The organism is Pseudomonas sp. OIL-1, from assembly GCF_010669185.1.
In the GTDB taxonomy this organism is placed as follows: domain Bacteria; phylum Pseudomonadota; class Gammaproteobacteria; order Pseudomonadales; family Pseudomonadaceae; genus Halopseudomonas; species Halopseudomonas profundi.
Genome location: NZ_CP048629.1, coordinates 1,315,496 through 1,339,633, shown reverse-complemented (window position 1 = coordinate 1,339,633; position 24,138 = coordinate 1,315,496). Strand labels below are relative to the sequence as shown.

The 24,138-nt window shown below is 55.7% G+C and carries 34 protein-coding genes; all 34 read right to left on the bottom strand.

All coding sequences use genetic code 11. The annotated features are described in order from the left end of the window. Positions 1–115: 115 nt before the first annotated feature. The 34 genes from G3M63_RS06295 to rpoC all read right to left on the bottom strand — a co-directional run bounded on the left by G3M63_RS06295 (position 116) and on the right by rpoC (position 24,127). On the bottom strand, positions 116–1,576 hold the full coding sequence (locus G3M63_RS06295; protein WP_163982161.1) for a catalase: 1,461 nt from the start codon (positions 1,574–1,576) through the stop codon (positions 116–118). Between the two features lie 186 nt (positions 1,577–1,762). Continuing rightward, a complete protein-coding gene (gene rplQ / locus G3M63_RS06290) occupies positions 1,763–2,146 on the bottom strand; it encodes a 50S ribosomal protein L17 (protein WP_150302334.1) in 384 nt (127 codons plus the stop codon). 26 nt (positions 2,147–2,172) lie between these two features. Then, positions 2,173–3,174 (bottom strand): DNA-directed RNA polymerase subunit alpha, encoded by a 1,002-nt coding sequence (gene rpoA, locus G3M63_RS06285; RefSeq protein ID WP_150302333.1) that lies wholly within the window; start codon positions 3,172–3,174, stop codon positions 2,173–2,175. A 25-nt stretch (positions 3,175–3,199) separates the two neighbouring features. Next, the gene (rpsD, locus tag G3M63_RS06280; protein ID WP_150302332.1) at positions 3,200–3,820 is read right to left on the bottom strand and encodes a 30S ribosomal protein S4; all 621 of its coding nucleotides are present in this window, start codon (positions 3,818–3,820) and stop codon (positions 3,200–3,202) included. A 13-nt stretch (positions 3,821–3,833) separates the two neighbouring features. After that, positions 3,834–4,223, bottom strand: a complete 390-nt coding sequence (rpsK, locus tag G3M63_RS06275) for a 30S ribosomal protein S11 (RefSeq protein WP_022962893.1) — start codon at positions 4,221–4,223, stop codon at positions 3,834–3,836. Positions 4,224–4,243: 20 nt separating this feature from the next. Then, complete coding sequence (rpsM, locus tag G3M63_RS06270; protein WP_150302331.1) at positions 4,244–4,600, bottom strand: 30S ribosomal protein S13; 357 nt, start codon at positions 4,598–4,600, stop codon at positions 4,244–4,246. A 169-nt stretch (positions 4,601–4,769) separates the two neighbouring features. Further along, complete coding sequence (gene rpmJ, locus G3M63_RS06265; protein WP_084672050.1) at positions 4,770–4,886, bottom strand: 50S ribosomal protein L36; 117 nt, start codon at positions 4,884–4,886, stop codon at positions 4,770–4,772. Positions 4,887–4,912: 26 nt separating this feature from the next. Beyond that, on the bottom strand, positions 4,913–6,241 hold the full coding sequence (gene secY / locus G3M63_RS06260) for a preprotein translocase subunit SecY (RefSeq protein WP_150302330.1): 1,329 nt from the start codon (positions 6,239–6,241) through the stop codon (positions 4,913–4,915). Then, positions 6,242–6,676, bottom strand: a complete 435-nt coding sequence (gene rplO / locus G3M63_RS06255) for a 50S ribosomal protein L15 (RefSeq protein WP_150302329.1) — start codon at positions 6,674–6,676, stop codon at positions 6,242–6,244. It abuts the gene before it with no gap. 3 nt (positions 6,677–6,679) lie between these two features. Continuing rightward, positions 6,680–6,862, bottom strand: a complete 183-nt coding sequence (gene rpmD / locus G3M63_RS06250) for a 50S ribosomal protein L30 (RefSeq protein WP_150302328.1) — start codon at positions 6,860–6,862, stop codon at positions 6,680–6,682. A gap of 6 nt (positions 6,863–6,868) precedes the next feature. After that, on the bottom strand, positions 6,869–7,372 hold the full coding sequence (gene rpsE / locus G3M63_RS06245) for a 30S ribosomal protein S5 (RefSeq protein WP_150302327.1): 504 nt from the start codon (positions 7,370–7,372) through the stop codon (positions 6,869–6,871). 10 nt (positions 7,373–7,382) lie between these two features. After that, positions 7,383–7,733, bottom strand: coding sequence for a 50S ribosomal protein L18 (gene rplR / locus G3M63_RS06240; protein WP_150302326.1), 351 nt, complete (start codon positions 7,731–7,733; stop codon positions 7,383–7,385). Positions 7,734–7,743: 10 nt separating this feature from the next. Further along, positions 7,744–8,274 carry a 50S ribosomal protein L6 gene (gene rplF, locus G3M63_RS06235; protein WP_150302325.1) on the bottom strand — a complete coding sequence of 177 codons (531 nt, stop codon included), beginning with the start codon at positions 8,272–8,274 and terminating at the stop codon, positions 7,744–7,746. A gap of 12 nt (positions 8,275–8,286) precedes the next feature. After that, positions 8,287–8,679: a 30S ribosomal protein S8 gene (gene rpsH, locus G3M63_RS06230; protein ID WP_150302324.1), complete on the bottom strand. Its 393-nt coding sequence runs from the start codon at positions 8,677–8,679 to the stop codon at positions 8,287–8,289. Between the two features lie 39 nt (positions 8,680–8,718). After that, a complete protein-coding gene (gene rpsN / locus G3M63_RS06225; RefSeq protein WP_150302323.1) occupies positions 8,719–9,024 on the bottom strand; it encodes a 30S ribosomal protein S14 in 306 nt (101 codons plus the stop codon). Between the two features lie 10 nt (positions 9,025–9,034). After that, positions 9,035–9,574, bottom strand: coding sequence for a 50S ribosomal protein L5 (gene rplE, locus G3M63_RS06220; protein ID WP_150302322.1), 540 nt, complete (start codon positions 9,572–9,574; stop codon positions 9,035–9,037). Between the two features lie 17 nt (positions 9,575–9,591). Then, a complete protein-coding gene (gene rplX, locus G3M63_RS06215; RefSeq protein ID WP_150302321.1) occupies positions 9,592–9,906 on the bottom strand; it encodes a 50S ribosomal protein L24 in 315 nt (104 codons plus the stop codon). An 11-nt stretch (positions 9,907–9,917) separates the two neighbouring features. Beyond that, entirely contained in the window at positions 9,918–10,286 is a 369-nt protein-coding gene (rplN, locus tag G3M63_RS06210; protein WP_088277353.1) for a 50S ribosomal protein L14, read from the bottom strand. A 42-nt stretch (positions 10,287–10,328) separates the two neighbouring features. Then, the gene (gene rpsQ / locus G3M63_RS06205; RefSeq protein WP_150302320.1) at positions 10,329–10,592 is read right to left on the bottom strand and encodes a 30S ribosomal protein S17; all 264 of its coding nucleotides are present in this window, start codon (positions 10,590–10,592) and stop codon (positions 10,329–10,331) included. 2 nt (positions 10,593–10,594) lie between these two features. Further along, a complete protein-coding gene (gene rpmC / locus G3M63_RS06200) occupies positions 10,595–10,786 on the bottom strand; it encodes a 50S ribosomal protein L29 (protein WP_150302319.1) in 192 nt (63 codons plus the stop codon). Continuing rightward, the gene (rplP, locus tag G3M63_RS06195; protein WP_150302318.1) at positions 10,786–11,199 is read right to left on the bottom strand and encodes a 50S ribosomal protein L16; all 414 of its coding nucleotides are present in this window, start codon (positions 11,197–11,199) and stop codon (positions 10,786–10,788) included. The genes rpmC and rplP overlap by 1 nt, the downstream gene beginning before the upstream one ends. Before the next feature lie 11 nt (positions 11,200–11,210). Then, positions 11,211–11,891, bottom strand: coding sequence for a 30S ribosomal protein S3 (gene rpsC / locus G3M63_RS06190; RefSeq protein WP_150302317.1), 681 nt, complete (start codon positions 11,889–11,891; stop codon positions 11,211–11,213). 9 nt (positions 11,892–11,900) lie between these two features. Beyond that, positions 11,901–12,233 carry a 50S ribosomal protein L22 gene (rplV, locus tag G3M63_RS06185; RefSeq protein WP_150302316.1) on the bottom strand — a complete coding sequence of 111 codons (333 nt, stop codon included), beginning with the start codon at positions 12,231–12,233 and terminating at the stop codon, positions 11,901–11,903. Positions 12,234–12,244: 11 nt separating this feature from the next. Further along, the gene (gene rpsS, locus G3M63_RS06180) at positions 12,245–12,520 is read right to left on the bottom strand and encodes a 30S ribosomal protein S19 (RefSeq protein ID WP_150302315.1); all 276 of its coding nucleotides are present in this window, start codon (positions 12,518–12,520) and stop codon (positions 12,245–12,247) included. Between the two features lie 17 nt (positions 12,521–12,537). Next, on the bottom strand, positions 12,538–13,362 hold the full coding sequence (rplB, locus tag G3M63_RS06175) for a 50S ribosomal protein L2 (protein WP_150302314.1): 825 nt from the start codon (positions 13,360–13,362) through the stop codon (positions 12,538–12,540). Between the two features lie 15 nt (positions 13,363–13,377). After that, entirely contained in the window at positions 13,378–13,674 is a 297-nt protein-coding gene (rplW, locus tag G3M63_RS06170; RefSeq protein ID WP_150302313.1) for a 50S ribosomal protein L23, read from the bottom strand. Continuing rightward, positions 13,671–14,273, bottom strand: coding sequence for a 50S ribosomal protein L4 (gene rplD, locus G3M63_RS06165; protein ID WP_150302312.1), 603 nt, complete (start codon positions 14,271–14,273; stop codon positions 13,671–13,673). Before rplD ends, rplW begins: the two co-directional genes overlap by 4 nt. Positions 14,274–14,285: 12 nt before the next feature. Then, entirely contained in the window at positions 14,286–14,924 is a 639-nt protein-coding gene (rplC, locus tag G3M63_RS06160; RefSeq protein WP_150302311.1) for a 50S ribosomal protein L3, read from the bottom strand. Between the two features lie 93 nt (positions 14,925–15,017). Beyond that, positions 15,018–15,329, bottom strand: coding sequence for a 30S ribosomal protein S10 (gene rpsJ / locus G3M63_RS06155; protein WP_028614853.1), 312 nt, complete (start codon positions 15,327–15,329; stop codon positions 15,018–15,020). Positions 15,330–15,488: 159 nt separating this feature from the next. Further along, on the bottom strand, positions 15,489–16,682 hold the full coding sequence (tuf, locus tag G3M63_RS06150; RefSeq protein WP_163982159.1) for an elongation factor Tu: 1,194 nt from the start codon (positions 16,680–16,682) through the stop codon (positions 15,489–15,491). Between the two features lie 34 nt (positions 16,683–16,716). Continuing rightward, entirely contained in the window at positions 16,717–18,819 is a 2,103-nt protein-coding gene (gene fusA, locus G3M63_RS06145) for an elongation factor G (RefSeq protein WP_150302403.1), read from the bottom strand. An 18-nt stretch (positions 18,820–18,837) separates the two neighbouring features. After that, a complete protein-coding gene (gene rpsG, locus G3M63_RS06140; protein WP_150302404.1) occupies positions 18,838–19,311 on the bottom strand; it encodes a 30S ribosomal protein S7 in 474 nt (157 codons plus the stop codon). Positions 19,312–19,410: 99 nt separating this feature from the next. After that, positions 19,411–19,782: a 30S ribosomal protein S12 gene (gene rpsL, locus G3M63_RS06135; protein ID WP_022964798.1), complete on the bottom strand. Its 372-nt coding sequence runs from the start codon at positions 19,780–19,782 to the stop codon at positions 19,411–19,413. Between the two features lie 145 nt (positions 19,783–19,927). Beyond that, positions 19,928–24,127, bottom strand: coding sequence for a DNA-directed RNA polymerase subunit beta' (gene rpoC, locus G3M63_RS06130; RefSeq protein WP_150302405.1), 4,200 nt, complete (start codon positions 24,125–24,127; stop codon positions 19,928–19,930). Positions 24,128–24,138: the final 11 nt, after the last annotated feature.

The following is a 24,138-nucleotide window of genomic DNA, read 5'->3' as shown; positions in this document are numbered from 1 at the left end:
AACCAAGATTATGGGCTGTGATATCCCACCGCATAACCCCTTTCACTGCCTGCAGACGGCGCACAAAAAAGCCTGCAGCTGAACGCTGCAGGCTTCTACGGACCGAGCTCCCCTGTTAGCCGAGAACTTCCGTCAACGGGATTCCCAGCGCACCGGCCATGCCCTGACCGTACGCCGGATCAGCCTGGATACAATGACGTATGTGGCGGATCATGATGTGCCTATCAGCTCCGTCCATCGCCCGGGCAGTGTTCTGGAACAGACGCTGCTGCTCTTCCGATGACATCAAACGGAACAGGTTGCCTGCCTGGGTGAAATAGTCGTCATCATCAGCACGGTAGTCATAGCGCGCTGCAGCGCCTTCGAGAGCCAGAGGGGGCTCGCTGAAATCAGGTTGTTCCTGCCATTCCTGATCGCTGTTCGGCTCATAGGAAACGCGGCCGCCCTGGTTACCGTCCACCCGCATGGCGCCGTCGCGGTGATAGCTATGGAACGGGCAGCGCGGCGCGTTGACCGGAATCTGGTGATGGTTTACCCCCAGGCGATACCGCTGAGCATCCCCATAGGAGAATAACCGGCCTTGCAGCATCCGGTCTGGCGAGAAGCTGATCCCTGGAACCACATTGGCCGGTGTAAACGCAGCCTGCTCGACGTCCTGAAAGTAGTTTTCCGGGTTGCGGTTGAGCTCGAAATAGCCCACCTCGATCAGCGGATAATCGCCCTTCGGCCAGACCTTGGTCAGATCGAACGGATGGTAAGGCACCTTCGCCGCGTCCATCTCGGGCATGATCTGCACGAACATAGTCCAGCGCGGAAAATCCTTGCGCTCAATGGCTTCGTACAGGTCACGCTGGGAGCTTTCACGGTCACCGGCGACAAGCGCCGCCGCCTCTTCGTCCGTCAGGTTCTTGATGCCCTGCTGGGTCTTGAAGTGAAACTTGACCCAGTAACGCTCGTTATCGGCGCTGATGAAGCTATAGGTATGCGAGCCAAAACCGTGCATGTGCCGATAAGAAGCCGGGATGCCGCGGTCACCCATAACGTAGGTCACCTGATGCAAGGCTTCGGGCAAACTGGTCCAGAAATCCCAGTTGTTGTTGGCGCTGCGCATGTTGGTGCGCGGATCACGCTTGATGGCGTGGTTCAGATCAGGAAATTTCAGGGGATCGCGGAAAAAGAATACAGGCGTGTTGTTGCCCACCAGGTCCCAGTTACCTTGCTCGGTATAGAACTTCATGGAGAAACCACGAATATCCCGCTCTGCATCAGCAGCCCCGCGCTCACCGGCGACCGTAGAGAAACGCACGAACATGGAGGTTTTCTTGCCTACGGTAGAAAATATCCTGGCCTTGGTATAACGGGTAATGTCGTGGGTGACCACAAAGTCGCCGAAGGCGCCGGAACCTTTTGCGTGCATGCGGCGCTCAGGTATGACCTCGCGATCAAAATGGGCAAGCTTCTCCAGAAACCAGACGTCCTGCAACAACATGGGACCGCGCGGCCCGGCTGTCATCGAGTTCTGGTTTTCGGCAACCGGGGCACCGGCTACGGTGGTGAGTTTAGGTTTATCTGTCATGGGGAAGCTCCTTAGGTTGTCAGCATTCGGTGCATCCAGTGCGGTGTTCTGCCTTTCTGCGTAGGTGCGATGATAGGTAAACAAGCGCAGCGACCCCAATGACATAAATCAAGGCATGCAATAGAAAAAATTTAGGCAAAAAAAAGCCGGATCCAAGGATCCGGCTTTTCTCTTGCGCTTTACGTCTTACTCGTCGGCAGCTGCACTCAGCTCCGGACGATCAACCAGCTCCACATAGGCCATGGGAGCCGCATCACCAGTGCGGAAGCCGCACTTGAGAATACGGACATAGCCACCGGGACGCTCGGCATAACGCTTGCCCAGATCGTTGAACAATTTACCAACCGCTTCCTTGCTACGGGTACGATCAAATGCCAGACGACGGTTGGCTACGGTGTCTTCCTTAGCCAGGGTGATCAGCGGCTCAGCTACACGGCGCAATTCTTTGGCCTTGGGCAGAGTCGTTTTGATCAATTCGTTTTCGAACAGCGACACCGCCATGTTTTGAAACATGGCCTTACGGTGTGAGCTGGTCCGATTCAGGTGACGACCACTTTTACGATGACGCATCTCTCAATTCCTCGGTGTCGAGACGATCAGGCCGAAACCTTGTCGTCCTTCTTCAAGCTTGCAGGCGGCCAGTTGTCCAGACGCATACCCAGTGACAGACCACGTGAAGCCAGGACATCCTTGATCTCGGTCAGGGATTTCTTGCCCAGGTTCGGGGTCTTCAGCAATTCCACTTCGGTACGCTGGATCAGATCGCCGATATAGTAAATATTTTCCGCTTTCAGGCAGTTGGCCGAACGTACAGTCAACTCCAGATCATCAACCGGGCGCAGCAGGATCGGATCGATCTCGTCTTCCTGATGCTCAATCACAGGTTCGTGATCGCCTTTCAGGTCAACGAAAGCGGCCAGCTGCTGCTGAAGAATGGTAGCAGCGCGGCGAATAGCTTCTTCGGGATCCAGGGTACCGTTGGTTTCCAGGTCGATGACCAGTTTGTCCAGGTTGGTACGCTGTTCTACACGAGCGCTTTCCACTACATAGGCCACACGGCGAACCGGGGTATAGGTAGCGTCAAGCTGCAAGCGGCCGATCGAGCGGCTCTCATCGTCTTCAGACTGGCGAGCATCGGAGGGCTCATAGCCCCGACCGCGTGCCACAGTCAACTTCATGTTCAGGACACCATTGTCAGACATGTTGGCAATGACGTGATCCGGGTTAACGATCTCGACGTCATGGTCCAGCTGAATGTCTGCGCCGGTGACCGGCCCCTGCCCTTTCTTGGAAAGAGTCAGGGTAACGTGATCACGGCCGTGCATCTTGATCGCCAACCCTTTCAGGTTAAGCAGGATCTCGATGACATCTTCCTGTACGCCTTCGATGGCGCTGTATTCATGCAAAACGCCGTCGATTTCCGCCTCTACCACGGCACAACCGGGCATGGAGGAGAGCAGGATGCGACGCAGCGCATTGCCCAGGGTATGGCCGAAACCACGCTCAAGCGGCTCAAGGGTAATCTTGGCACGCGTAGGCGAGCTTTCCTGTACGTCGATATGACGTGGTGTTAGAAACTCGGTAACCGAACTCTGCATGGGGGCACCTTTTGCTTACTGACGCTTACTTGGAGTAAAGCTCGACGATCAAACTTTCGTTGATGTCGGCGTACAGGTCACTCCGTGCAGGCAGGGCCTTGAAGACACCTTCCTTCTTGGCTGCATCAACTTCCAGCCATTCGGACTGACCACGCTGTGCAGCAAGCTCCAGAGAACCGCTGATACGCAGTTGGTTCTTGGCCTTTTCGCGAACAGCAACCACGTCGCCCGGAGAAACCAGGAACGAAGCAACATTCACAGTCTTGCCGTTAACGCTGATCGCTTTGTGCGAAACCAGCTGACGCGCTTCGGCACGCGTTGAGCCGAAGCCCATGCGATAAACAACGTTATCCAGACGACGTTCGAGCAACTGCAGCAGGTTTTCGCCGGTCGCACCCTTCAAACGGGCAGCTTCCTTATAGTAATTAGCGAACTGACGCTCCAGAATGCCGTACATACGACGGACTTTCTGCTTTTCACGCAACTGAGTGCCGTACTCGGACAAACGACCACGACGCTGGCCGTGGACGCCCGGAGGGCTTTCCAGCTTGCACTTGGAGTCAAGGGCGCGAACACCGCTCTTGAGAAAAAGATCGGTGCCTTCGCGACGAGACAGTTTACATTTGGGACCAATATATCTAGCCATTTCCGTCTCCTGGTTACACGCGGCGCTTTTTAGGCGGACGACAGCCGTTATGTGGGATGGGGGTGACATCGGTGATGCCGCTGATCTTGTAGCCACAAGAGTTCAGAGCACGAACAGCCGATTCACGACCCGGGCCTGGGCCCTTCACATTAACGTCGAGGTTTTTCAGACCGTATTCCAGAGCAGCCTGACCAGCACGCTCCGCTGCAACCTGGGCAGCAAAGGGGGTGCTTTTACGCGAACCACGGAAACCGGAACCACCAGAAGTCGCCCAGCTCAGAGCGTTGCCCTGACGGTCGGTGATGGTGATGATGGTGTTATTGAAAGACGCGTGGATGTGGGCAATCCCATCGACCACCGTCTTTTTGACTTTCTTACGAACACGAGCAGCAGGCTTAGCCATATCTGTATATTCCTTCGCGATTACTTACGGATCGGCTTGCGTGGGCCCTTACGGGTACGCGCATTGGTCTTGGTGCGCTGACCGCGGACCGGAAGGCCCCGACGGTGACGCAGACCGCGATAGCAGCCCAGATCCATGAGACGCTTGACGTTCATGTTGATCGCACGACGCAGGTCACCTTCAGTGTTGCTCTTGCCCACTTCGGTGCGCAGCAGATCAACCTGCTCCTCGCTGAGATCCTTGATTTTTGCATCCGGCGCAATACCGGTTGCGGCACAGATCTGTTGTGCCTTGGTTTGACCAATACCAAAGATATAGGTCAAAGAGATAACAGTATGCTTGTTATCCGGGATGTTGACGCCTGCAATACGGGCCATCCAAATTTACTCCGTCTGACAGCTACTCTGACTCAACCCAAAACGAACTGTGTGTGAAAAAGGGTGCAGTAGGGTAGCGCTAACAAAAATAAAAATCAACCGCCCAGCCAGTTATCTGGCCGGGCGGCGGTTATCCTGAGACGTAGTCATCAATCAACGGGAAGGATTATTAACCTTGACGTTGCTTGTGACGGGGCTCAGCACTGCAAATAACCCGCACGCTACCATTGCGACGGACCAATTTGCAGTTACGGCAAAGCTTCTTGACTGATGCTGCAACTTTCATAACCGACTCCTAGAACCTTCAGATTCTCAGCGCAGCATTCCGCTGCCGTAGCCTTTCAGGTTCGATTTCTTCATAAGAGACTCGTACTGCTGAGAAACGAGGTGCGATTGTACTTGGGACATGAAGTCCATCACAACAACAACTACGATCAACAGTGACGTCCCGCCCAGGTAGAAGGGAACATTAGCCGATACCACCAGGAATTGCGGCAACAAACACACCGCAGTCATGTACATGGCACCAAACATGGTCAGTCGAGTCATCACCCCGTCAATATAACGAGCTGATTGCTCACCCGGACGAATACCCGGGATAAACGCGCCTGACTTCTTCAGGTTTTCAGCCACATCCTTGGGATTGAACATCAGCGCTGTGTAGAAGAAGCAGAAGAAAATGATCCCTGCGCTAAACAGAATAATGTTCAAAGGCTGTCCTGGGGCAATTGCCTGCGACAAGCCCTGCAGCCAACCCATGCCCTCGCCCTGGCCGAACCAGGTACCCAGAGATGCCGGGAACAGCAAGATACTGCTGGCAAAGATCGCTGGAATCACACCGGCCATATTCACCTTGAGGGGCAAATGACTGGTCTGGGCAGCGAATACCTTGCGACCCTGCTGACGCTTGGCATAGTTGACCGTAATCCGACGCTGACCGCGTTCGACGAATACCACGAAGGCAATCATCGCTACTGCCAGCAAAGCGATCGCGATCAGCGCGAAAATATTGATATCGCCCTGACGTGCCGCCTCGAAAGATTGGCCGATAGCGCTTGGCAATCCGGCAACAATACCGGCAAAGATCAGCATGGAGATACCGTTGCCGATACCCCGTTCGGTGATCTGCTCGCCCAGCCACATCATGAACATGGCACCCGCTACGAAGGTTGTCACCGCTACAAAGTAGAAGCTGAACCCAGTATCAAATGTCACGCCCTGTCCGGCCAGACCAACGGACATGCCGATCGCCTGGATAAATGCCAGTACCAGAGTCAGATAGCGGGTGTACTGGCTTATCTTGCGACGCCCGGATTCACCCTCTTTCTTCAACTGTTCCAGCGACGGACTAACCGCCGTCATCAGCTGCATGATAATCGATGCAGAAATGTACGGCATGATGCCCAGAGCGAAGATACTCATCCGCTCCAGAGCACCACCCGAGAACATGTTGAACAGGCTAAGTATGGTTCCCTCGTTCTGCCTGAACAGGTCAGCCAGTCGATCAGGATTGATACCGGGCACGGGTATGTGTGCCCCGATGCGGTATACGATGATCGCCAGGAACAGGAAGCGCAAGCGCCCCCACAGTTCCGTCAGGCCGCCTTGCTTCATTCCAGAGAGAGCGCCTTGCTTAGCCATTTAGTCCTCGATCTTGCCGCCAGCTGCTTCGATCGCTGCACGCGCACCTTTGGTGGCCATCAGCCCTTTGATGTTGACCGCTTTGGTCACATCACCGGAGAGAACGACCTTGGCACGTACGAATTTGTTGCCGATGATGTTGGCATCTTTCAAAGCCTGCAGGTCAACCACATCAACGTCCAGCTTGTTCAGCTCACTGGTACGGATTTCAGCGGTGACCATTGCAATCTTGGAAGTAAAACCAAACTTCGGCAAACGGCGATGCAGCGGCTGCTGACCGCCCTCGAAACCCGGAGCGACGGTGCCGCCCGAACGCGAGCTCAAACCTTTGTGGCCGCGGCCGGCAGTCTTGCCCAGGCCGCTGCCGATACCACGGCCGACGCGCAGCTTTTCACGGCGTGCACCCGGCGCGGAACGCAGATCATTCAGTTTCATGTCTTAACCCTCAACCCGAACCATGTAGGCGATCTGATTGATCATCCCACGCACAGACGGGGTATCTTCGACCTCGACGGTGTGATTGATACGGCGCAGACCCAGGCCTTTAACGCAGGCCTTGTGGTTCGGCAGACGACCAATCGCACTCTTGTACAGGGTCACTTTGATTTTTGCATTAGCCATTACAGGTTACCCCACGATGTCTTCAACGGTCTTGCCGCGCTTGGCCGCTACAGACTCGGGAGACTGCATTGACTTCAGACCCTTGTAGGTGGCCTGGACGACGTTAACCGGGTTAGTGGAACCGTAACACTTGGCCAGGACGTTATGCACACCAGCAGCTTCGAGGACGGCACGCATCGCGCCACCGGCGATAACGCCGGTACCTTCGGAAGCAGGCTGCATGAACACCTTGGAGGCGCCATGGGCAGCACGGACCGGATACTGCAAAGTCGAACCATTCAGATCCACCTGGATCATGTTACGACGTGCGGCTTCCATGGCCTTCTGAATCGCAGCTGGCACTTCACGTGCCTTGCCGCGACCGAAACCCACTCGACCATTACCATCGCCAACCACCGTCAATGCGGTGAAAGCGAAGATACGGCCACCTTTTACTACTTTGGCGACGCGATTAACCTGAACCAGTTTCTCGATATAACCTTCGTCGCGCTTCTGCTCGAAATTAGCCATAGCTCTACCCTTAGAATTCCAGCCCGCCTTCACGAGCGGCGTCGGCCAGCGCTTTCACGCGGCCATGATACTTGAAGCCGGAACGGTCGAAGGAGACCTGACTAATCCCAGCGGCCTTGGCGCGCTCGGCTACCAGGAGCCCGACTTTCTTGGCGGCTTCGACGTTGCCAGTACCGCTGCTGCGCAGGCTGGCATCCAGAGTGGATGCGCTGGCCAATACCTTCCCACCGTCGGCTGAGATCACTTGCGCGTACATGTGCTGCGAAGAACGGTACACGCACAGACGTACGGCTTCCAGCTCGCGCTGCTTGAGACGCGAACGGCGAGCGCGACGGAGACGGATAACTTTTTTATCGCTCATTTGCTATGCCCTACTTCTTCTTGGCTTCTTTACGACGCACGACCTCATCGGAGTAGCGTACACCCTTGCCTTTATAAGGCTCGGGACGACGGAAATCACGGATCTCCGCGGCTACCTGACCGACCAGTTGCTTGTCGATACCTTTAATGATGATGTCAGTCTGGCTCGGGGTTTCCGCAGAAACACCTTCAGGCAGCTGATAGTCGATCGGGTGGGAAAAGCCCAGCGCCAGGGACAGAGTCTGACCCTTGGCCTGCGCCTTGTAACCCACACCCACCAGCTGCAGCTTACGCTCGAAACCTTGGGTGACACCGGTAACCATGTTTTGTACCAGCGCACGAGTCGTGCCGGCCATGGCCATGTTTGGGCTGCCAGGACGTGCGGTGAACTTCAGTACGCCGTCTTCCTGAACAACTTCTACTGTCGAGTGGAGGTTCAGATCCAGAGAGCCTTTGGCACCCTTGACTGAAAGTTCCTGACCGTTCAGCTTTATTTCTACGCCCTGCGGTAATTTGACAGGGTCTTTAGCGACGCGAGACATCGTAACCCCCTATCAGAATACGGTGCAAAGAACTTCGCCGCCGATACCGGCTGCGCGAGCGGCACGATCAGTCATAACACCTTTATTGGTGGAGACGATCGAAACACCCAGTCCACCCTTGACCTTGGGAATCTGGTCAACGGACTTGTACTGACGCAGGCCTGGACGGCTGATGCGCTTGAGATCTTCTATAACCGGCTTGCCTTCGAAGTACTTGAGGTCGATCGACAGCACAGGCTTTGCATCGCCCTGAACTTCGTAACCGGCTACATAGCCTTCTTCTTTAAGTACTTTGGCGACAGCCACCTTCAGCTTTGCCGCAGGCATGCTGACACTGGACTTTTCAGCCATCTGGGCATTACGGATGCGGGTCAGCATATCTGCTAACGGGTCCTGCATACTCATGGGCTTTCTGCTCCTGAAACTGAGTAATTGAGGTCTGGATTACCAGCTGGCTTTAACCAGACCGGGTACATCACCGCGCATCGCAGCTTCACGCAACTTGATGCGCGAGAGGCCGAACTTGCGATATACGCCGTGTGGACGGCCAGTCATGCGGCAGCGGTTACGCTGGCGGACAGGGCTCGCATCACGCGGCAGTTTTTGCAATGCCATCTGAGCATTCCAACGGTCTTCAACAGACGCGTTGATGTTGCCGATGATGGCTTTGAGCTCAGCACGCTTAACAGCGTACTTGGCAACCGTACGAGTGCGCTTCAACTCGCGGTTCTTCATACTGACTTTTGCCATTACCTGACTCCTAGTTACGGAACGGGAAGTTGAACGCACGCAGCAGCGCACGACCTTCGTCGTCCGTCCGTGCAGTGGTTGTCAAAGTAATGTCCAGACCACGCAGGGCATCGATCTTGTCGTAATCGATTTCCGGGAAGATGATCTGCTCTTTGACACCCATGCTGTAATTACCGCGACCGTCGAACGACTTGATGTTCAGGCCACGGAAATCGCGCACGCGGGGCAGAGAAATAGCCAACAGACGATCCAGAAATTCGTACATCTGCTCACGGCGCAAGGTTACCTTGACACCGATCGGCCAGCCGTCACGAATCTTGAAACCGGCGATAGACTTGCGAGCATAGGTCACGATGCCTTTACGGCCAGTGATCTTCTCGAGGTCAGCCATTGCGTTTTCGATGACTTTCTTGTCACCAACTGCCTCACCAAGGCCCATGTTCAGGGTGATCTTGGTGAGCTTCGGAACTTCCATCACATTCTGCAGGCCCAGGTCTTCCTTGAGCTTGGGAACGAGAGTAGTCCGGTAGTGTTCTTTCAATCTTGCCATGGTAAGCACCTAGATTCTCAAGCGTCGACGGACTTTTGCGTCGACTTGAAAATACGAACCTTCTTACCGTCTTCGACCTTGAAGCCGACACGGTCGGCCTTGCTGGTCTCGGCGTTGAAGATTGCCACGTTGGAGACGTGGATGGGCGCCTCCTTCTCAACGATACCGCCTTGCGAACCAGCCATGGGATTTGGCTTGGTGTGCCGCTTGATAATGTTGACGCCGGAAATCAGCAGGCGAGAGTCAGCCAGGACCTTGAGGACCTTGCCGCGCTTGCCTTTGTCTTTACCGGCGATGACGATTACGTCGTCGTCACGTTTGATCTTTTGCATGACCGGGCTCCTTACAGCACTTCGGGCGCGAGGGAAACGATCTTCATGAACTGCTCGTTACGCAATTCACGCGTCACTGGCCCAAAGATGCGGGTACCGATCGGCTCATTCTTGTTGTTGAGCAGAACGGCTGCGTTGCCATCAAAACGGATCAACGAACCGTCTGTACGGCGTACACCGTGACGGGTACGCACGATGACCGCATTGAGCACCTGGCCTTTCTTTACTTTGCCGCGGGGAATCGCTTCCTTCACGGTCACTTTGATGATATCGCCAATGCCAGCGTAGCGGCGGTGAGAACCGCCCAGAACCTTGATACACATAACGCGACGTGCACCACTGTTGTCAGCCACATCCAGCATGGATTGAGTCTGAATCATAACTTTCTCCGACCCTTGAAAATTCCGCCAAGAAGCGCGGGCTTAAACTTGCGCCGCGCGCTCGTCGACCTGTACCAGGGTCCAGTTCTTGGTTTTAGCCAAGGGACGGGTTTCCCGAATAGTTACCAGATCACCGATGCGGCATTCGTTGTTCTCGTCATGTGCGTGCAGCTTGGTAGAGCGGCGCACGTACTTACCGTACAGCGGATGCTTTACCTGGCGCTCGATGAGCACAGTGACGGTCTTTTCCATCTTGTTGCTGACCACACGGCCAGTAACGGTACGAACTGTATTGGTCTCGGCCATGATCACTTACCACCTTTCTGGTTGAGCACGGTCTTGACTCGAGCGATGTCACGCTTGGCCTGCTTCAGCAGGTGGCTCTGACCGAGTTGACCGGTTGCCTTCTGCATGCGCAGATTGAACTGGTCACGCAGCAGCGTGAGCAGCTGCTCGTTGAGCTGCTCGGCAGATTTTTCACGAAGTTCTGTCGCTTTCATTACATCACCGTCCGCTTAACAAAGGTGGTAGCGAGAGGCAGCTTGGCAGCGGCAAGAGTAAATGCCTCGCGCGCCAGCTCTTCGGAAACACCTTCAATCTCATACAGGACCTTACCAGGCTTGATCTGGGCTACCCAGTACTCGACGTTACCCTTACCTTTACCCATCCGCACTTCCAAAGGCTTCTTGGAAATCGGCTTATCCGGGAAGACACGGATCCAGATTTTACCGCCACGCTTAACGTGACGAGTCAGGGCGCGACGGGCGGCTTCGATCTGACGGGCAGTCAGACGACCGCGGCCGACGGCCTTGAGTCCAAATTCGCCAAAGCTCACTTTACTGCCGCGATGCGCCAGGCCACGGTTGTGGCCGGTCATTTGCTTGCGGAACTTCGTACGCTTGGGTTGTAACATGTGCGTACCCCTTACTTAGCAGCTTTTTTCTTGGTCGCGACGGTTTTGATTTCTTCGGGCTGACCACCAATGATCTCGCCTTTGAAAATCCAAACCTTCACACCGATCACACCGTATGTGGTGTGGGCTTCATACGTTGCGTAGTCGATGTCGGCACGCAGCGTGTGCAACGGCACACGGCCTTCACGGTACCATTCGCTCCGGGCGATTTCGGCACCGCCGAGGCGGCCACCAACCTGGATCTTGATACCCTTGGCACCAATACGCATCGCGTTCTGTACGGCGCGCTTCATGGCACGCCGGAACATCACGCGGCGCTCCAACTGCTGAGCAACGCTCTGTGCTACCAGGGCAGCGTCGAGCTCCGGCTTGCGGATCTCTTCGATGTTGATATGCACCGGCACACCCATCTGCTGTGTCAGTTCCTGACGCAGCTTCTCGACATCCTCGCCCTTCTTGCCAATCACGATGCCTGGACGGGCAGTGTGAATGGTGATCTTGGCGGTTTGAGCCGGACGCTGAATCTCAACGCGACTGACCGAAGCGCTTTTCAGCTTCTTCTGAACGTACTCGCGTACCTTCAGATCAGTGTTCAGATAGTCCGCGTAAGTGCGGCCATCTGCATACCACACCGAAGTGTGCTGTTTAACAATACCGAGGCGAATGCCCGTCGGATGTACTTTCTGACCCATGATCGACTCCTACTTGTCAGCAACCTTGACCGTGATGTGGCAAGACCGCTTTACGATGCGATCAGCACGGCCTTTGGCGCGTGGCATGATGCGCTTCAGAGAGCGACCTTCGTTTACAAACACGGTGGAGACCTTCAGGTCATCCACGTCCGCGCCATCGTTGTGCTCTGCGTTGGCAATTGCCGACTCGAGCACTTTCTTGATGACTTCAGCGGCCTTTTTGTTGCTGAAAGCCAGCAGATTCAGGGCCTCTTCAACTTTCTTCCCGCGGATCTGGTCAGCGACCAAGCGCGCTTTCTGGGCAGAGAGTCGGGCGCCTTTATGACTAGCGGCTACTTCCATCTTCTAACCCCTTAGCGCTTGGCTTTCTTGTCTGCAGCGTGACCGCGATAGGTACGCGTAGCAGAGAATTCGCCTAACTTGTGACCGACCATGTCTTCGGAAATAATTACCGGTACATGTTGACGACCGTTATGTACTGCGATGGTCAAACCAACCATCTGCGGCAGAATCATCGAACGGCGCGACCAGGTTTTGACCGGCTTACGCTCGTTCTTCTCAACTGCAACTTCGATCTTCTTTAACAGGTGAAGATCGATAAAAGGTCCTTTCTTCAGAGAACGCGGCACTGTCGTTTCCCCTCTAATTACTTGCTGCGACGACGGACAATCATCTTGTCAGTCCGCTTGTTTGACCGAGTCTTGGCACCCTTGGTCGGGAAGCCCCATGGCGACACCGGGTGACGACCACCGGATGTGCGGCCTTCACCACCACCGTGCGGGTGATCAACCGGGTTCATGGCAACACCACGAACGGTCGGACGAACACCGCGCCAGCGCTTGGCACCAGCCTTACCCAGGGAGCGCAGACTGTGCTCACCATTGGACACTTCGCCCATAGTGGCACGGCACTCGCCAAGCACCTTGCGCATCTCGCCGGAACGCAGACGCACAGTTACATATGCGCCTTCACGCGCAACCAGCTGAACGGAAGCACCAGCACTGCGAGCTACCTGAGCGCCTTTACCCGGCTTCAGTTCGATCGCGTGGATAGTGCTACCCACTGGGATGTTGCGCAGCGGCAGCGTATTACCCGGCTTGATCGGCGCCTCGGCACCCGATACCAGCTGATCACCGGCAGTCACGCCCTTGGGGGCGATGATGTAGCGGCGCTCGCCGTCGGCGTACTTGAGCAGAGCAATATGAGCGGTACGGTTTGGATCATATTCGATACGCTCAACGACAGCAGGAATGCCATCCTTGTTGCGACGAAAATCAACCATACGGTAGTGCTGCTTGTGACCGCCCCCACGATGACGCGTGGTGATACGGCCATTATTGTTACGACCACCTGACTTGCCTTGCTTCTCTAGCAAAGGCGCATACGGAGCACCTTTGTGCAGGTCAGCGTTCACGACCTTGACAACGAAGCGGCGGCCAGCGGAAGTAGGTTTACATTTTACAATTGCCATGATGTACCCCTTAACTTATTCAGCGCTGGCAAAATCGATGTCTTGACCGGGCTGCAGGCTTACATATGCCTTTTTCCAGTCATTACGTTTGCCCAGGCCGCGTACGGTTCGCTTGGTCTTGCCTTTGACATTCAAGGTCGAAACGGTCTTGACCTTGACGTTGAACAGCTGCTCAACGGCCTTCTTTATTTCCAGTTTGGTCGCGGTGTTTTCCACCTTGAACACGAACTGGTTTTTGCTGTCAGCCAGCACGGTAGCCTTCTCGGACACATGCGGGCCAAGCAGTACTTTGAAAATGCGCTCTTGGTTCATCCCAGCATCTCCTCGAACTTCTTAACAGCAGGTACGGTGATCAGTACCTTGTCGTAAGCGATCAGGCTGACCGGATCCGAACCTTGAACATCGCGTACATCAACATGCGGCAGGTTGCGCGCAGCGAGGTACAGGTTGGAATCAAGACTGTCAGTAACGATCAGCACGTTCTCCAGGTTCAGATCCTTGAGCTTGCCGACCAATGTCTTGGTCTTCGGAGCGTCAACGGAAAAGTCTTCAACCACCACCAGGCGCTCAAGACGAACCAGTTCGGACAGAATGGAGCGCAGTGCACCGCGATACATCTTGCGGTTCAACTTCTGCTCGTGGTTCTGCGGACGTGCAGCGAAAGTGGTACCGCCCCCACGCCAGATCGGGCTGCGGATAGTACCAGCACGGGCACGGCCAGTACCTTTCTGGCGGAATGGCTTCTTGCCGCCGCCGGAAACGTCGGAACGTGTCTTCTGCTGCTTGGTACCCTGACGACCACCAGCCATAAAGGCAACTACGGCCTGGTGAACCAGAGTCTCGTTAAATTCTGTGGCAAAGGTCAGATCGGAAACTTCGATCGCGTTTGCGCCAGCTACATTCAAATTCATGGTAACTCCCCCTTAACCCTTGGCCTTGACAGCCGGGCGGACGACTACGTCGCTGCCGGGTGCGCCAGGTACCGCGCCCTTGATGAGCAGCAGGTTACGTTCGGCGTCAACGCGTACGATTTCCAGGGTCTGCACGGTCACTTGTTCAGCGCCCATGTGCCCGGCCATCTTCTTGCCCTTGAATACACGGCCCGGAGTTTGGCATTGGCCAATGGAACCTGGTACACGGTGGGATACGGAGTTGCCGTGGGTAGCATCTTGGCCGCGGAAGTTCCAGCGCTTGATCGTACCGGCGAAGCCCTTACCTTTGGACTGACCGGTGACATCGACCTTCTGGCCCGCTTCAAAAATGCTGACAGTGATTTCAGCCCCAGCCTGGTATTCGGTATCACCTTCCAAACGGAATTCGCATACCTGACGCCCTGCTGCGGTGTTTGCCTTGGCAAAATGTCCTGCCATCGGCTTGCTGACGCGCTTGGCGCGACGCTCGCCCACGGTGATCTGAACAGCTTGATAGCCATCCGAATCGAGGGATTTTACCTGGGTGATGCGGTTCGGCTCTACTTCTACAACCGTAACCGGAATGGAAACGCCATCTTCAGTGAAAACGCGGGTCATACCGCATTTCCGGCCGACTAAACCAATAGTCATCTTGTAAACCTCATGAGTGCACGGGGCTATTACCCGCTATGGCCGCCCATTTCAGGGCGTTGCACGACTTATAGCCCCCGTCGTGTGGGGCTATCAGCCGAGGCTGATTTGAACCTCAACGCCAGCTGCCAGATCCAGCTTCATCAGCGCATCGACAGTTTTGTCGGTAGGCTGAACGATATCCAGAACCCTTTTATGGGTGCGGATCTCGTACTGATCACGGGCATCTTTATTGACGTGCGGGGAAACCAGCACTGTAAAACGCTCTTTGCGCGTCGGCAAAGGTATCGGACCACGGACCTGAGCCCCAGTACGTTTCGCGGTATCCACGATTTCCTGGGTTGACTGATCTATCAGGCGGTGGTCAAAAGCCTTCAACCGAATACGAATCTGTTGGTTCTGCATTTGACCAGAAACTCCAAGCTTCAATTCTTCAGAGCACACCTCAATACCGCAGGTAGGCCCATCCAAGGGAGGCGCAATTCTACTGATGCACCTATCCAGTGTCAACCAAAATACAAAAGCCCCCGTTGAACGGGGGCTTTTGTTTATGGCATCAGATTATCAGGCGATAATCTTGGCAACCACACCGGCACCAACGGTACGTCCGCCTTCGCGAATAGCGAAGCGCAGGCCGTCTTCCATGGCGATCGGAGCGATCAGAGTAACAACCAACTTCACGTTGTCACCCGGCATTACCATTTCCACACCTTCCGGCAGCTCACAGGAACCAGTCACGTCAGTTGTACGGAAGTAGAACTGCGGACGGTAGCCCTTGAAGAACGGAGTGTGACGGCCGCCTTCATCCTTGCCCAGCACATACACTTCAGCTTCGAACTGGGTGTGCGGCTTGATGGTGCCCGGCTTGGCCAGTACCTGACCACGCTCAACGTCTTCACGCTTGGTACCACGCAATAGAACACCAACGTTCTCACCGGCACGGCCTTCGTCCAGCAGCTTGCGGAACATCTCGACGCCAGTACAGGTGGTCTTGACGGTATCCTTGATACCCACAATCTCCACTTCTTCCTGGACCTTGATGATGCCACGCTCGACACGACCCGTCACAACAGTACCGCGACCGGAAATAGAGAACACGTCTTCGATCGGCATCAGGAACGGCTTGTCGATGGCACGCTCAGGCTCAGGGATGTAGGCATCCAGAGTCTCGACCAGCTTACGTACGGCAGAAGTACCCATTTCGTTGCCGTCTTCGCCATTCAGTGCCATCAGCGCGGAACCGATGATGATCGGCGTGTCGTCGCCAGGGAAGTCGTACGCGCTCAGCAGATCGCGAACTTCCATTTCGACCAGCTCCAGCAGCTCTTCGTCATCAACCATGTCAGCCTTGTTCAGGAACACGACGATGTACGGGACACCTACCTGACGGGACAGCAGGATGTGCTCGCGAGTCTGTGGCATCGGGCCGTCAGCTGCAGAGCAAACCAGGATAGCGCCGTCCATCTGCGCAGCACCAGTGATCATGTTTTTCACATAGTCAGCGTGACCAGGGCAGTCAACGTGCGCGTAGTGACGAGTCGGGGAATCGTATTCTACGTGCGAGGTGTTGATGGTGATACCGCGAGCCTTTTCTTCCGGCGCGTTATCGATCTGGTCGAAACCACGGGCGGCTCCACCGTACGCCTCAGCACAAACGCGAGTCAGTGCTGCGGTCAGTGTAGTTTTGCCATGGTCAACGTGGCCGATAGTGCCCACGTTAAGGTGCGGTTTCTTACGTTCAAATTTCTCTTTAGCCACGGTTCATAACCTCTGTAATTAGCTTAGGTGCAAGTTAGCCTTGCTTCTTGATGATTGCTTCGGCGATGTTATTAGGGGCCTCGGCGTACTTCGAAAACTCCATGGAGTAGCTCGCACGCCCCTGGGACATGGAACGAACATCCGTGGCGTAGCCGAACATCTCACCAAGCGGAACCTCAGCGCGGATAACCTTACCGGAAGGGGAATCTTCCATACCCTGTACGAGACCGCGACGACGGTTCAAGTCGCCCATTACGTCACCCATGTAATCTTCCGGAGTGACAACTTCTACCTTCATGATTGGCTCGAGCAGAACCGCACCACCCTTCTGGGCCAATTGCTTGGTAGCCATGGATGCTGCGACCTTGAATGCCATTTCGTTCGAGTCGACATCATGATAGGAACCATCATAAAGCGTCGCTTTAAGGTTAAGCAGCGGATAACCGGCAAGGATACCGTTTTTCATCTGCTCTTCGATCCCTTTGTTCACCGCGGGAATATATTCGCGCGGGACCGAACCACCAACCGTTTCGTTAACGAAAATCAGGCCATCGCCTGCTTCCTCGGACGGCTCGAAGCGAATCCACACATGACCATACTGACCACGACCGCCGGACTGACGGACAAACTTGCCTTCGATTTCGCACTTGTTGCGAATCGCTTCACGATAAGCAACCTGCGGCTTACCGATGTTGGCTTCGACATTGAACTCGCGCTTCATGCGGTCAACCAGGATGTCCAGATGCAACTCGCCCATACCGGAAATGATGGTCTGGCCAGATTCTTCGTCAGTACGCACCCGGAACGAGGGATCTTCCTGAGCAAGCTTGCCCAGAGCGATACCCATCTTTTCCTGGTCGGCCTTGGTCTTCGGCTCAACGGCAACCGAGATAACCGGCTCAGGAAATTCCATGCGCTCGAGAATGATCGGGCTATCGGCTGCACACAAGGTATCGCCAGTAGTGACGTCTTTCATACCGATCAGAGCAGCAATATCACCAGCGCGAACTTCCTTGATCTCTTCGCGGGTGTTGGCATGCATCTGAACCATACGGCCGACACGCTCTTTCTTGCCCTTGACCGAGTTGATGACAGCATCACCCGAGGACAGAACGCCAGAATAGACGCGAACAAAGGTCAGCGTGCCAACAAAGGGGTCGGTAGCGATCTTGAAGGCCAGAGCAGAAAAAGGCTCGGCATCATCAGCGTGACGCTCGTCAACGCGCTCTTCGTCGTCAGGATGGATACCCTTGATCGCCTCAACCTGATCCGGAGCAGGCAGATAATCGATGACCGCGTCCAGGACCAGCGGCACCCCCTTGTTCTTGAAAGAGGTACCGCAAACCGCAGGAACAATTTCGTTAGCCAGGGTACGCTGGCGCAGACCGGCCTTGATTTCGTCGTAGGTCAGCTCACCGCCTTCCAGGTACTTGTTCATGAGCTCTTCATTGGCTTCGGCAGCAGCCTCAACCATTTGCTCACGATACTTCTCAGCCTGCTCCATGAGCTCAGCCGGGATCTCTTCCTCACGGAAGGTCATGCCACTGTCGGCGTCATTCCAGTAAATCGCCTTCATGCGCAACAGGTCGATCTGGCCTTCGAAGTTCTCTTCGGCACCGATCGCCAGCTGAATCGGCACAGGAGTGTGACCGAGACGCTTTTTGATCTGCTCGACAACGCGCAGGAAGTTTGCACCCTGGCGATCCATCTTGTTGACATAGACCAGACGCGGAACGCGATACTTGTTCGCCTGACGCCAGACAGTCTCGGACTGCGGCTCCACACCGGATGTGCCACAAAATACCACGACCGCACCGTCGAGGACGCGCAGCGAGCGCTCCACTTCGATGGTGAAGTCAACGTGACCGGGGGTATCAATAACGTTCACACGGTGACGCTTGTATTGCTTCTCGGAACCTTCCCAGAAAGCAGTAGTAGCAGCGGAGGTAATGGTAATGCCTCGCTCCTGCTCCTGCGCCATCCAGTCCATGGTCGCCGCACCATCGTGAACCTCACCCATCTTGTGGTTCACGCCGGTGTAAAACAGAATCCGTTCCGTGGTGGTGGTTTTGCCCGCATCGACATGCGCGCAGATACCGATATTACGGTACAGATTAATTGGTGTAGTACGAGCCACGGTATTCTCCTGAGTCGTTTAGAAGCGGTAGTGAGAGAAGGCCTTGTTGGCTTCAGCCATACGGTGCACATCTTCACGCTTCTTGACCGCAGCACCTTTGCCTTCAGAGGCATCGACCAGCTCACCGGCCAGGCGCAGGGCCATGGATTTTTCGCCACGCTTCCGGGCGGCATCGACCAACCAGCGCATCGCCAAAGCGTTGCGACGGGAGGGACGCACTTCAACCGGAACCTGGTAGGTAGCACCACCAACGCGACGGGATTTAACTTCAACCAGCGGAGCGATGGCATCCAGTGCCCGCTCGAATAGGTCGACTGGATCGTCGGTCTTGGTGCGATCCTTGACCTTGTCCAGCGCGCCATACACGATGCGCTCAGCGACAGCTTTCTTGCCGCTTTCCATCACGTGGTTCATGAATTTCGCGAGAATCTGACTGCCATACTTAGGTTCTGGCAGGATCTCACGTTTTGCCGCTACACGACGTCTTGGCATGATAAGCCCTCAAAACGGTCTTCAGGTTAGCCCGGGATCATAACGCTCACGTTACACCCGACCTTACTCTTATCGACTCAGGATAAATGAAATCAAAATTTACTTAGGACGCTTGGCGCCGTACTTCGAACGACCCTGACGACGATCCTTGACACCGGACGTGTCCAGCGAACCGCGCACGGTGTGATAACGCACACCCGGCAAGTCTTTTACCCGGCCGCCGCGAATCAGTACGACACTGTGTTCCTGCAGGTTGTGACCTTCACCACCGATGTACGAAGAAACTTCGTAACCGTTGGTCAAACGGACACGGCAGACCTTACGCAGAGCCGAGTTCGGCTTCTTCGGCGTGGTGGTATATACACGAGTACATACTCCACGACGCTGCGGACAGTTCTGCAGCGCTGGCACGTCGCTTTTTTCAGCAACGCGCTTGCGCGGCTTGCGAACCAGCTGGTTGATTGTTGCCATCTAGCAAAACTCCACTGATGTCTCTGGGACATATTTAATAAAAAATGGCAGGACAAGATGCCCCGCCAATTTTAGGGGTACGGAATTCTATAGAGCGCACCCCTTATCGTCAAGGTCCCGGCATCTGAGGACGCCGGGACACTTGTCAGTTGCCGCTCGAATTCAACGCATCGGAAAGTGCCTGTTCAACTTCACTGGCGCTTACCTTGACCGGCTTGTCGACCTGGCGCTGACGCTTGCGCTCAGCGTGATAGGCCAGACCGGTACCGGCGGGAATCAGACGACCAACAACTACGTTTTCTTTCAGACCGCGCAGATGATCGCTCTTGCCGGTAACGGCGGCCTCGGTCAGCACGCGGGTTGTCTCCTGGAAGGAAGCCGCCGAAATGAACGACTCGGTCGACAGCGACGCCTTGGTAATACCCAGCAGAACCCGGGAATACTTGGCCGGGAACTTGTCCTGAGCGCTCAACCCTTCGTTCGCTTCCAGCACCTGAGTCAGCTCGACCTGGTCACCCTTGATGAAGCTGGAATCACCGGATTCGGTGATCTCAACCTTCCGCAACATCTGACGAATGGTCACTTCGATGTGCTTATCGTTGATCTTCACACCCTGCAGGCGGTACACGTCCTGGATTTCGTTGACAATGTACTTGGCCAGCGCGCTGACACCCAACAGACGCAGGATATCGTGCGGATTGCTAGGACCATCGGAAATGACTTCGCCCTTGGTAACCTGCTCACCTTCAAACACGTTCAGGTGACGCCACTTCGGAATCAGCTCCTCGTAAGGATCGCTGCCGTCGGTAGGCGTAATGACCAGACGACGCTTGCCCTTGGTTTCCTTGCCGAAGGAAATCGTACCGCTGGTTTCGGCCAGGATCGAAGGCTCCTTCGGACGGCGCGCTTCAAACAGGTCGGCAACGCGCGGCAGACCACCGGTGATGTCGCGGGTCTTGGACGTCTCCTGCGGAATACGTGCAACAACGTCGCCCACGTTTACCTTGGCGCCATCGGTCAGGTTGACCAACGCATTCGGCGGCAGGAAGTACTGGGCCGGCACGTCGGTACCCGGCAGCATCAGTTCCTTGCCATTCTCGTCAACCAGTTTGATGGTCGGACGGATATCCTTGCCTGAAGCCGGACGGTCCTTCGGATCCATCACTTCGATGTTGGTCAGACCAGTCAGCTCGTCGGTCTGGCGCTTGATCGTGATGTTCTCGTCCATGCCGAAGAAGGCAACGGTACCGTCGATCTCCGTGACGATGGGGTGAGTGTGCGGATCCCACTTGGCGACGACACGGCCCGCTTCGACCTGGTCACCTTCCTTGATATTGATGAAGGCACCGTAGGGCAGCTTGTAGCGCTCACGCTCGCGGCCGTACTCATCTGCCACTGCCAGCTCGCCCGAACGGGAAACCGCAACCAGCACGCCGTCAGCACGCTCTACGTGCTTCAGGTTGTGCAGGCGAATGGTACCGCCATTCTTCACCTGTACGCTGTCCGCAGCGGAGGTCCGGCTCGCGGCCCCACCGATGTGGAAGGTACGCATGGTCAGCTGGGTGCCCGGTTCACCGATCGACTGGGCTGCGATAACACCTACCGCTTCACCGATATTGATCAGGTGACCACGCGCCAGATCGCGACCGTAACAGGTACGGCATACGCCGTAGCGTGTTTCACAGGCGATCGGCGAACGCACGATAACCTCATCGACGCTATTCTGCTCAAGGAACTCGACCCATTGCTCGTCAATCAAGGTGCCTGCTGGCACGATGGTTTCTTCGCTACCCGGACGAACCACGTCACGGGCGATGGTGCGGCCCAGTACGCGCTCACCGAGAGGCTCAACGATGTCACCGCCTTCGATGTGCGGCGCCATCAACAGACCCTGGTCAGTACCACAGTCGGTCTCGGTGATAACCAGGTCCTGGGCGACATCCACCAGACGGCGCGTCAGATAACCGGAGTTAGCTGTTTTCAGTGCCGTATCTGCCAGACCCTTACGGGCACCGTGAGTAGAGATGAAATACTGGAGTACGTTCAGACCCTCACGGAAGTTCGCGGTGATCGGCGTCTCGATGATCGAGCCATCCGGCTTGGCCATCAGACCACGCATACCTGCCAGCTGACGGATCTGCGCCGGGGAACCCCGGGCGCCGGAGTCGGCCATCATGTACATCGAGTTGAAGGACTCCTGCTCGACTTCGTTACCTTCCCGATCGGTAACCATCGACGACTTGAGGTTATCCATCATGGCCTTGGAAATTTCATCGTTGGCCTTGGACCACAAGTCGATGACCTTGTTGTACTTCTCGCCCTGGGTTACCAGACCGGAAGCGTACTGGTCTTCGATTTCCTTAACTTCTTCGGTGGCTTCATCAATGATCCGCGCTTTCTCATCCGGGATGACAAAGTCGTTCACGCCAATGGACGCACCGGAGATTGTCGAATAGGCAAAACCGGTATACATCAGCTGGTCAGCGAAAATGACTGTTTCCTTCAGACCGACAATCCGGTAGCACTGGTTGATCAGCTTGGAAATCGCCTTCTTCTTCAACGGCTGGTCACACAGCTCGAACGGCAGACCTTTCGGCAGGATCTGGAACAACAGCGCCCGACCGACCGTGGTATCCACGATGCGCGTTTCGGTGGTCCAGCTTTCATCCTTGTGCTTGATGGTCTCGGTTATACGCACCTTGACCATGGCATGCAGTTCCACCTGACCACTGCGATACGCCATCTCGACTTCGTTCACATCGGCGAAGCGCATGCCTTCGCCCTTCGCGTTAATGCGCGAGCGAGTCATGTAATACAGTCCCAATACCACGTCCTGCGACGGCACGATGATTGGCTCACCGCTGGCCGGAGACAGGATGTTGTTGGTCGACATCATCAGCGCGCGCGCTTCCAGCTGTGCCTCGAGGGTCAGCGGTACGTGCACGGCCATCTGGTCACCGTCGAAGTCGGCGTTATACGCAGCACACACCAGCGGGTGCAGCTGGATCGCCTTGCCTTCAATCAGTACCGGCTCGAATGCCTGGATACCCAGACGGTGCAGAGTCGGGGCGCGGTTAAGCAGTACCGGGTGCTCGCGAATCACTTCAGCGAGGATATCCCAGACCTCAGGCAGTTCGCGCTCAACCATCTTCTTCGCAGCTTTGATGGTTGTCGCCAGGCCACGGTGTTCCAGTTTGCCGAAAATGAACGGCTTGAACAGCTCCAGGGCCATTTTCTTGGGCAGACCGCACTGGTGCAGACGCAGGGTCGGGCCTACCACGATCACCGAACGACCGGAATAGTCGACACGCTTGCCGAGCAGGTTCTGACGGAAACGACCCTGCTTGCCCTTGATCATGTCAGCCAGGGATTTCAGCGGACGCTTGTTGGTACCGGTGATCGCACGACCGCGACGACCGTTATCCAGCAACGCATCTACCGACTCCTGCAGCATGCGCTTTTCGTTGCGCACGATGATGTCCGGAGCCGACAGATCAAGCAGACGCTTGAGACGGTTGTTACGGTTGATGACCCGGCGATACAGATCGTTCAGGTCGGAAGTCGCGAAGCGGCCACCATCCAACGGTACCAGCGGACGCAGATCCGGCGGCAGTACTGGCAGAACAGTCAATACCATCCACTCGGGCTTGTTGCCGGAGCCGTCGAAGGCTTCCATCAGCTTCAACCGCTTGGACAGCTTCTTGATCTTGGTCTCGGACGTTGTTTGCGGGATTTCCTCGCGCAGGCGAGCAATCTCGTGCTCCAGGTCCATCGCAGTCAGCAGCTGGAAGACCGCTTCGGCGCCCATGCGGGCATCGAAGTCATCGCCAAACTCTTCGAGCGCTTCAAAATACTGCTCGTCGTTCAGCAACTGCCCTTTTTCAAGGGTGGTCATGCCCGGTTCGATAACCACATAGCTCTCGAAATAGAGCACGCGCTCGATGTCACGCAGGGTCATGTCCAGCAGCAAACCGATACGGGACGGTAGCGACTTCAAGAACCAGATGTGAGCAACGGGCGATGCCAGCTCGATGTGACCCATGCGCTCACGACGCACCTTGGCCAGAGCGACTTCTACGCCGCACTTTTCACAGATGACGCCACGATGCTTGAGCCGCTTGTACTTACCACACAGGCACTCGTAATCCTTGACCGGGCCAAAGATCTTGGCGCAGAAAAGTCCGTCGCGCTCAGGCTTGAACGTACGGTAGTTGATGGTCTCCGGCTTTTTTACTTCGCCGTATGACCAGGACCGGATCATCTCCGGTGATGCCAAGCCGATCCGGATCGAATCGAACTCTTCAATCTGTCCCTGGGACTTGAGCAGGTTCAGTAAGTCTTTCAAGGCCTATACTC

Excerpts from the sequence above, each read along its gene's own strand:
- G3M63_RS06295 (WP_163982161.1), bottom strand. The coding sequence starts at position 1,576 with ATGACAGATAAACCTAAACTCACCACCGTAGCCGGTGCCCCGGTTGCC.
- rplQ (WP_150302334.1), bottom strand. The coding sequence starts at position 2,146 with ATGCGTCATCGTAAAAGTGGTCGTCACCTGAATCGGACCAGCTCACAC.
- rpoA (WP_150302333.1), bottom strand. The coding sequence starts at position 3,174 with ATGCAGAGTTCGGTTACCGAGTTTCTAACACCACGTCATATCGACGTA.
- rpsD (WP_150302332.1), bottom strand. The coding sequence starts at position 3,820 with ATGGCTAGATATATTGGTCCCAAATGTAAACTGTCTCGTCGCGAAGGC.
- rpsK (WP_022962893.1), bottom strand. The coding sequence starts at position 4,223 with ATGGCTAAGCCTGCTGCTCGTGTTCGTAAGAAAGTCAAAAAGACGGTG.
- rpsM (WP_150302331.1), bottom strand. The coding sequence starts at position 4,600 with ATGGCCCGTATTGCAGGCGTCAACATCCCGGATAACAAGCATACTGTT.
- rpmJ (WP_084672050.1), bottom strand. The coding sequence starts at position 4,886 with ATGAAAGTTGCAGCATCAGTCAAGAAGCTTTGCCGTAACTGCAAATTG.
- secY (WP_150302330.1), bottom strand. The coding sequence starts at position 6,241 with ATGGCTAAGCAAGGCGCTCTCTCTGGAATGAAGCAAGGCGGCCTGACG.
- rplO (WP_150302329.1), bottom strand. The coding sequence starts at position 6,676 with ATGAAACTGAATGATCTGCGTTCCGCGCCGGGTGCACGCCGTGAAAAG.
- rpmD (WP_150302328.1), bottom strand. The coding sequence starts at position 6,862 with ATGGCTAATGCAAAAATCAAAGTGACCCTGTACAAGAGTGCGATTGGT.
- rpsE (WP_150302327.1), bottom strand. The coding sequence starts at position 7,372 with ATGGCTAATTTCGAGCAGAAGCGCGACGAAGGTTATATCGAGAAACTG.
- rplR (WP_150302326.1), bottom strand. The coding sequence starts at position 7,733 with ATGAGCGATAAAAAAGTTATCCGTCTCCGTCGCGCTCGCCGTTCGCGT.
- rplF (WP_150302325.1), bottom strand. The coding sequence starts at position 8,274 with ATGTCTCGCGTCGCTAAAGACCCTGTCAAATTACCGCAGGGCGTAGAA.
- rpsH (WP_150302324.1), bottom strand. The coding sequence starts at position 8,679 with ATGAGTATGCAGGACCCGTTAGCAGATATGCTGACCCGCATCCGTAAT.
- rpsN (WP_150302323.1), bottom strand. The coding sequence starts at position 9,024 with ATGGCAAAAGTCAGTATGAAGAACCGCGAGTTGAAGCGCACTCGTACG.
- rplE (WP_150302322.1), bottom strand. The coding sequence starts at position 9,574 with ATGGCAAGATTGAAAGAACACTACCGGACTACTCTCGTTCCCAAGCTC.
- rplX (WP_150302321.1), bottom strand. The coding sequence starts at position 9,906 with ATGCAAAAGATCAAACGTGACGACGACGTAATCGTCATCGCCGGTAAA.
- rplN (WP_088277353.1), bottom strand. The coding sequence starts at position 10,286 with ATGATTCAGACTCAATCCATGCTGGATGTGGCTGACAACAGTGGTGCA.
- rpsQ (WP_150302320.1), bottom strand. The coding sequence starts at position 10,592 with ATGGCCGAGACCAATACAGTTCGTACCGTTACTGGCCGTGTGGTCAGC.
- rpmC (WP_150302319.1), bottom strand. The coding sequence starts at position 10,786 with ATGAAAGCGACAGAACTTCGTGAAAAATCTGCCGAGCAGCTCAACGAG.
- rplP (WP_150302318.1), bottom strand. The coding sequence starts at position 11,199 with ATGTTACAACCCAAGCGTACGAAGTTCCGCAAGCAAATGACCGGCCAC.
- rpsC (WP_150302317.1), bottom strand. The coding sequence starts at position 11,891 with ATGGGTCAGAAAGTACATCCGACGGGCATTCGCCTCGGTATTGTTAAA.
- rplV (WP_150302316.1), bottom strand. The coding sequence starts at position 12,233 with ATGGAAGTAGCCGCTAGTCATAAAGGCGCCCGACTCTCTGCCCAGAAA.
- rplB (WP_150302314.1), bottom strand. The coding sequence starts at position 13,362 with ATGGCAATTGTAAAATGTAAACCTACTTCCGCTGGCCGCCGCTTCGTT.
- rplW (WP_150302313.1), bottom strand. The coding sequence starts at position 13,674 with ATGAACCAAGAGCGCATTTTCAAAGTACTGCTTGGCCCGCATGTGTCC.
- rplD (WP_150302312.1), bottom strand. The coding sequence starts at position 14,273 with ATGAATTTGAATGTAGCTGGCGCAAACGCGATCGAAGTTTCCGATCTG.
- rplC (WP_150302311.1), bottom strand. The coding sequence starts at position 14,924 with ATGACTATTGGTTTAGTCGGCCGGAAATGCGGTATGACCCGCGTTTTC.
- rpsJ (WP_028614853.1), bottom strand. The coding sequence starts at position 15,329 with ATGCAGAACCAACAGATTCGTATTCGGTTGAAGGCTTTTGACCACCGC.
- rpsG (WP_150302404.1), bottom strand. The coding sequence starts at position 19,311 with ATGCCAAGACGTCGTGTAGCGGCAAAACGTGAGATCCTGCCAGAACCT.
- rpsL (WP_022964798.1), bottom strand. The coding sequence starts at position 19,782 with ATGGCAACAATCAACCAGCTGGTTCGCAAGCCGCGCAAGCGCGTTGCT.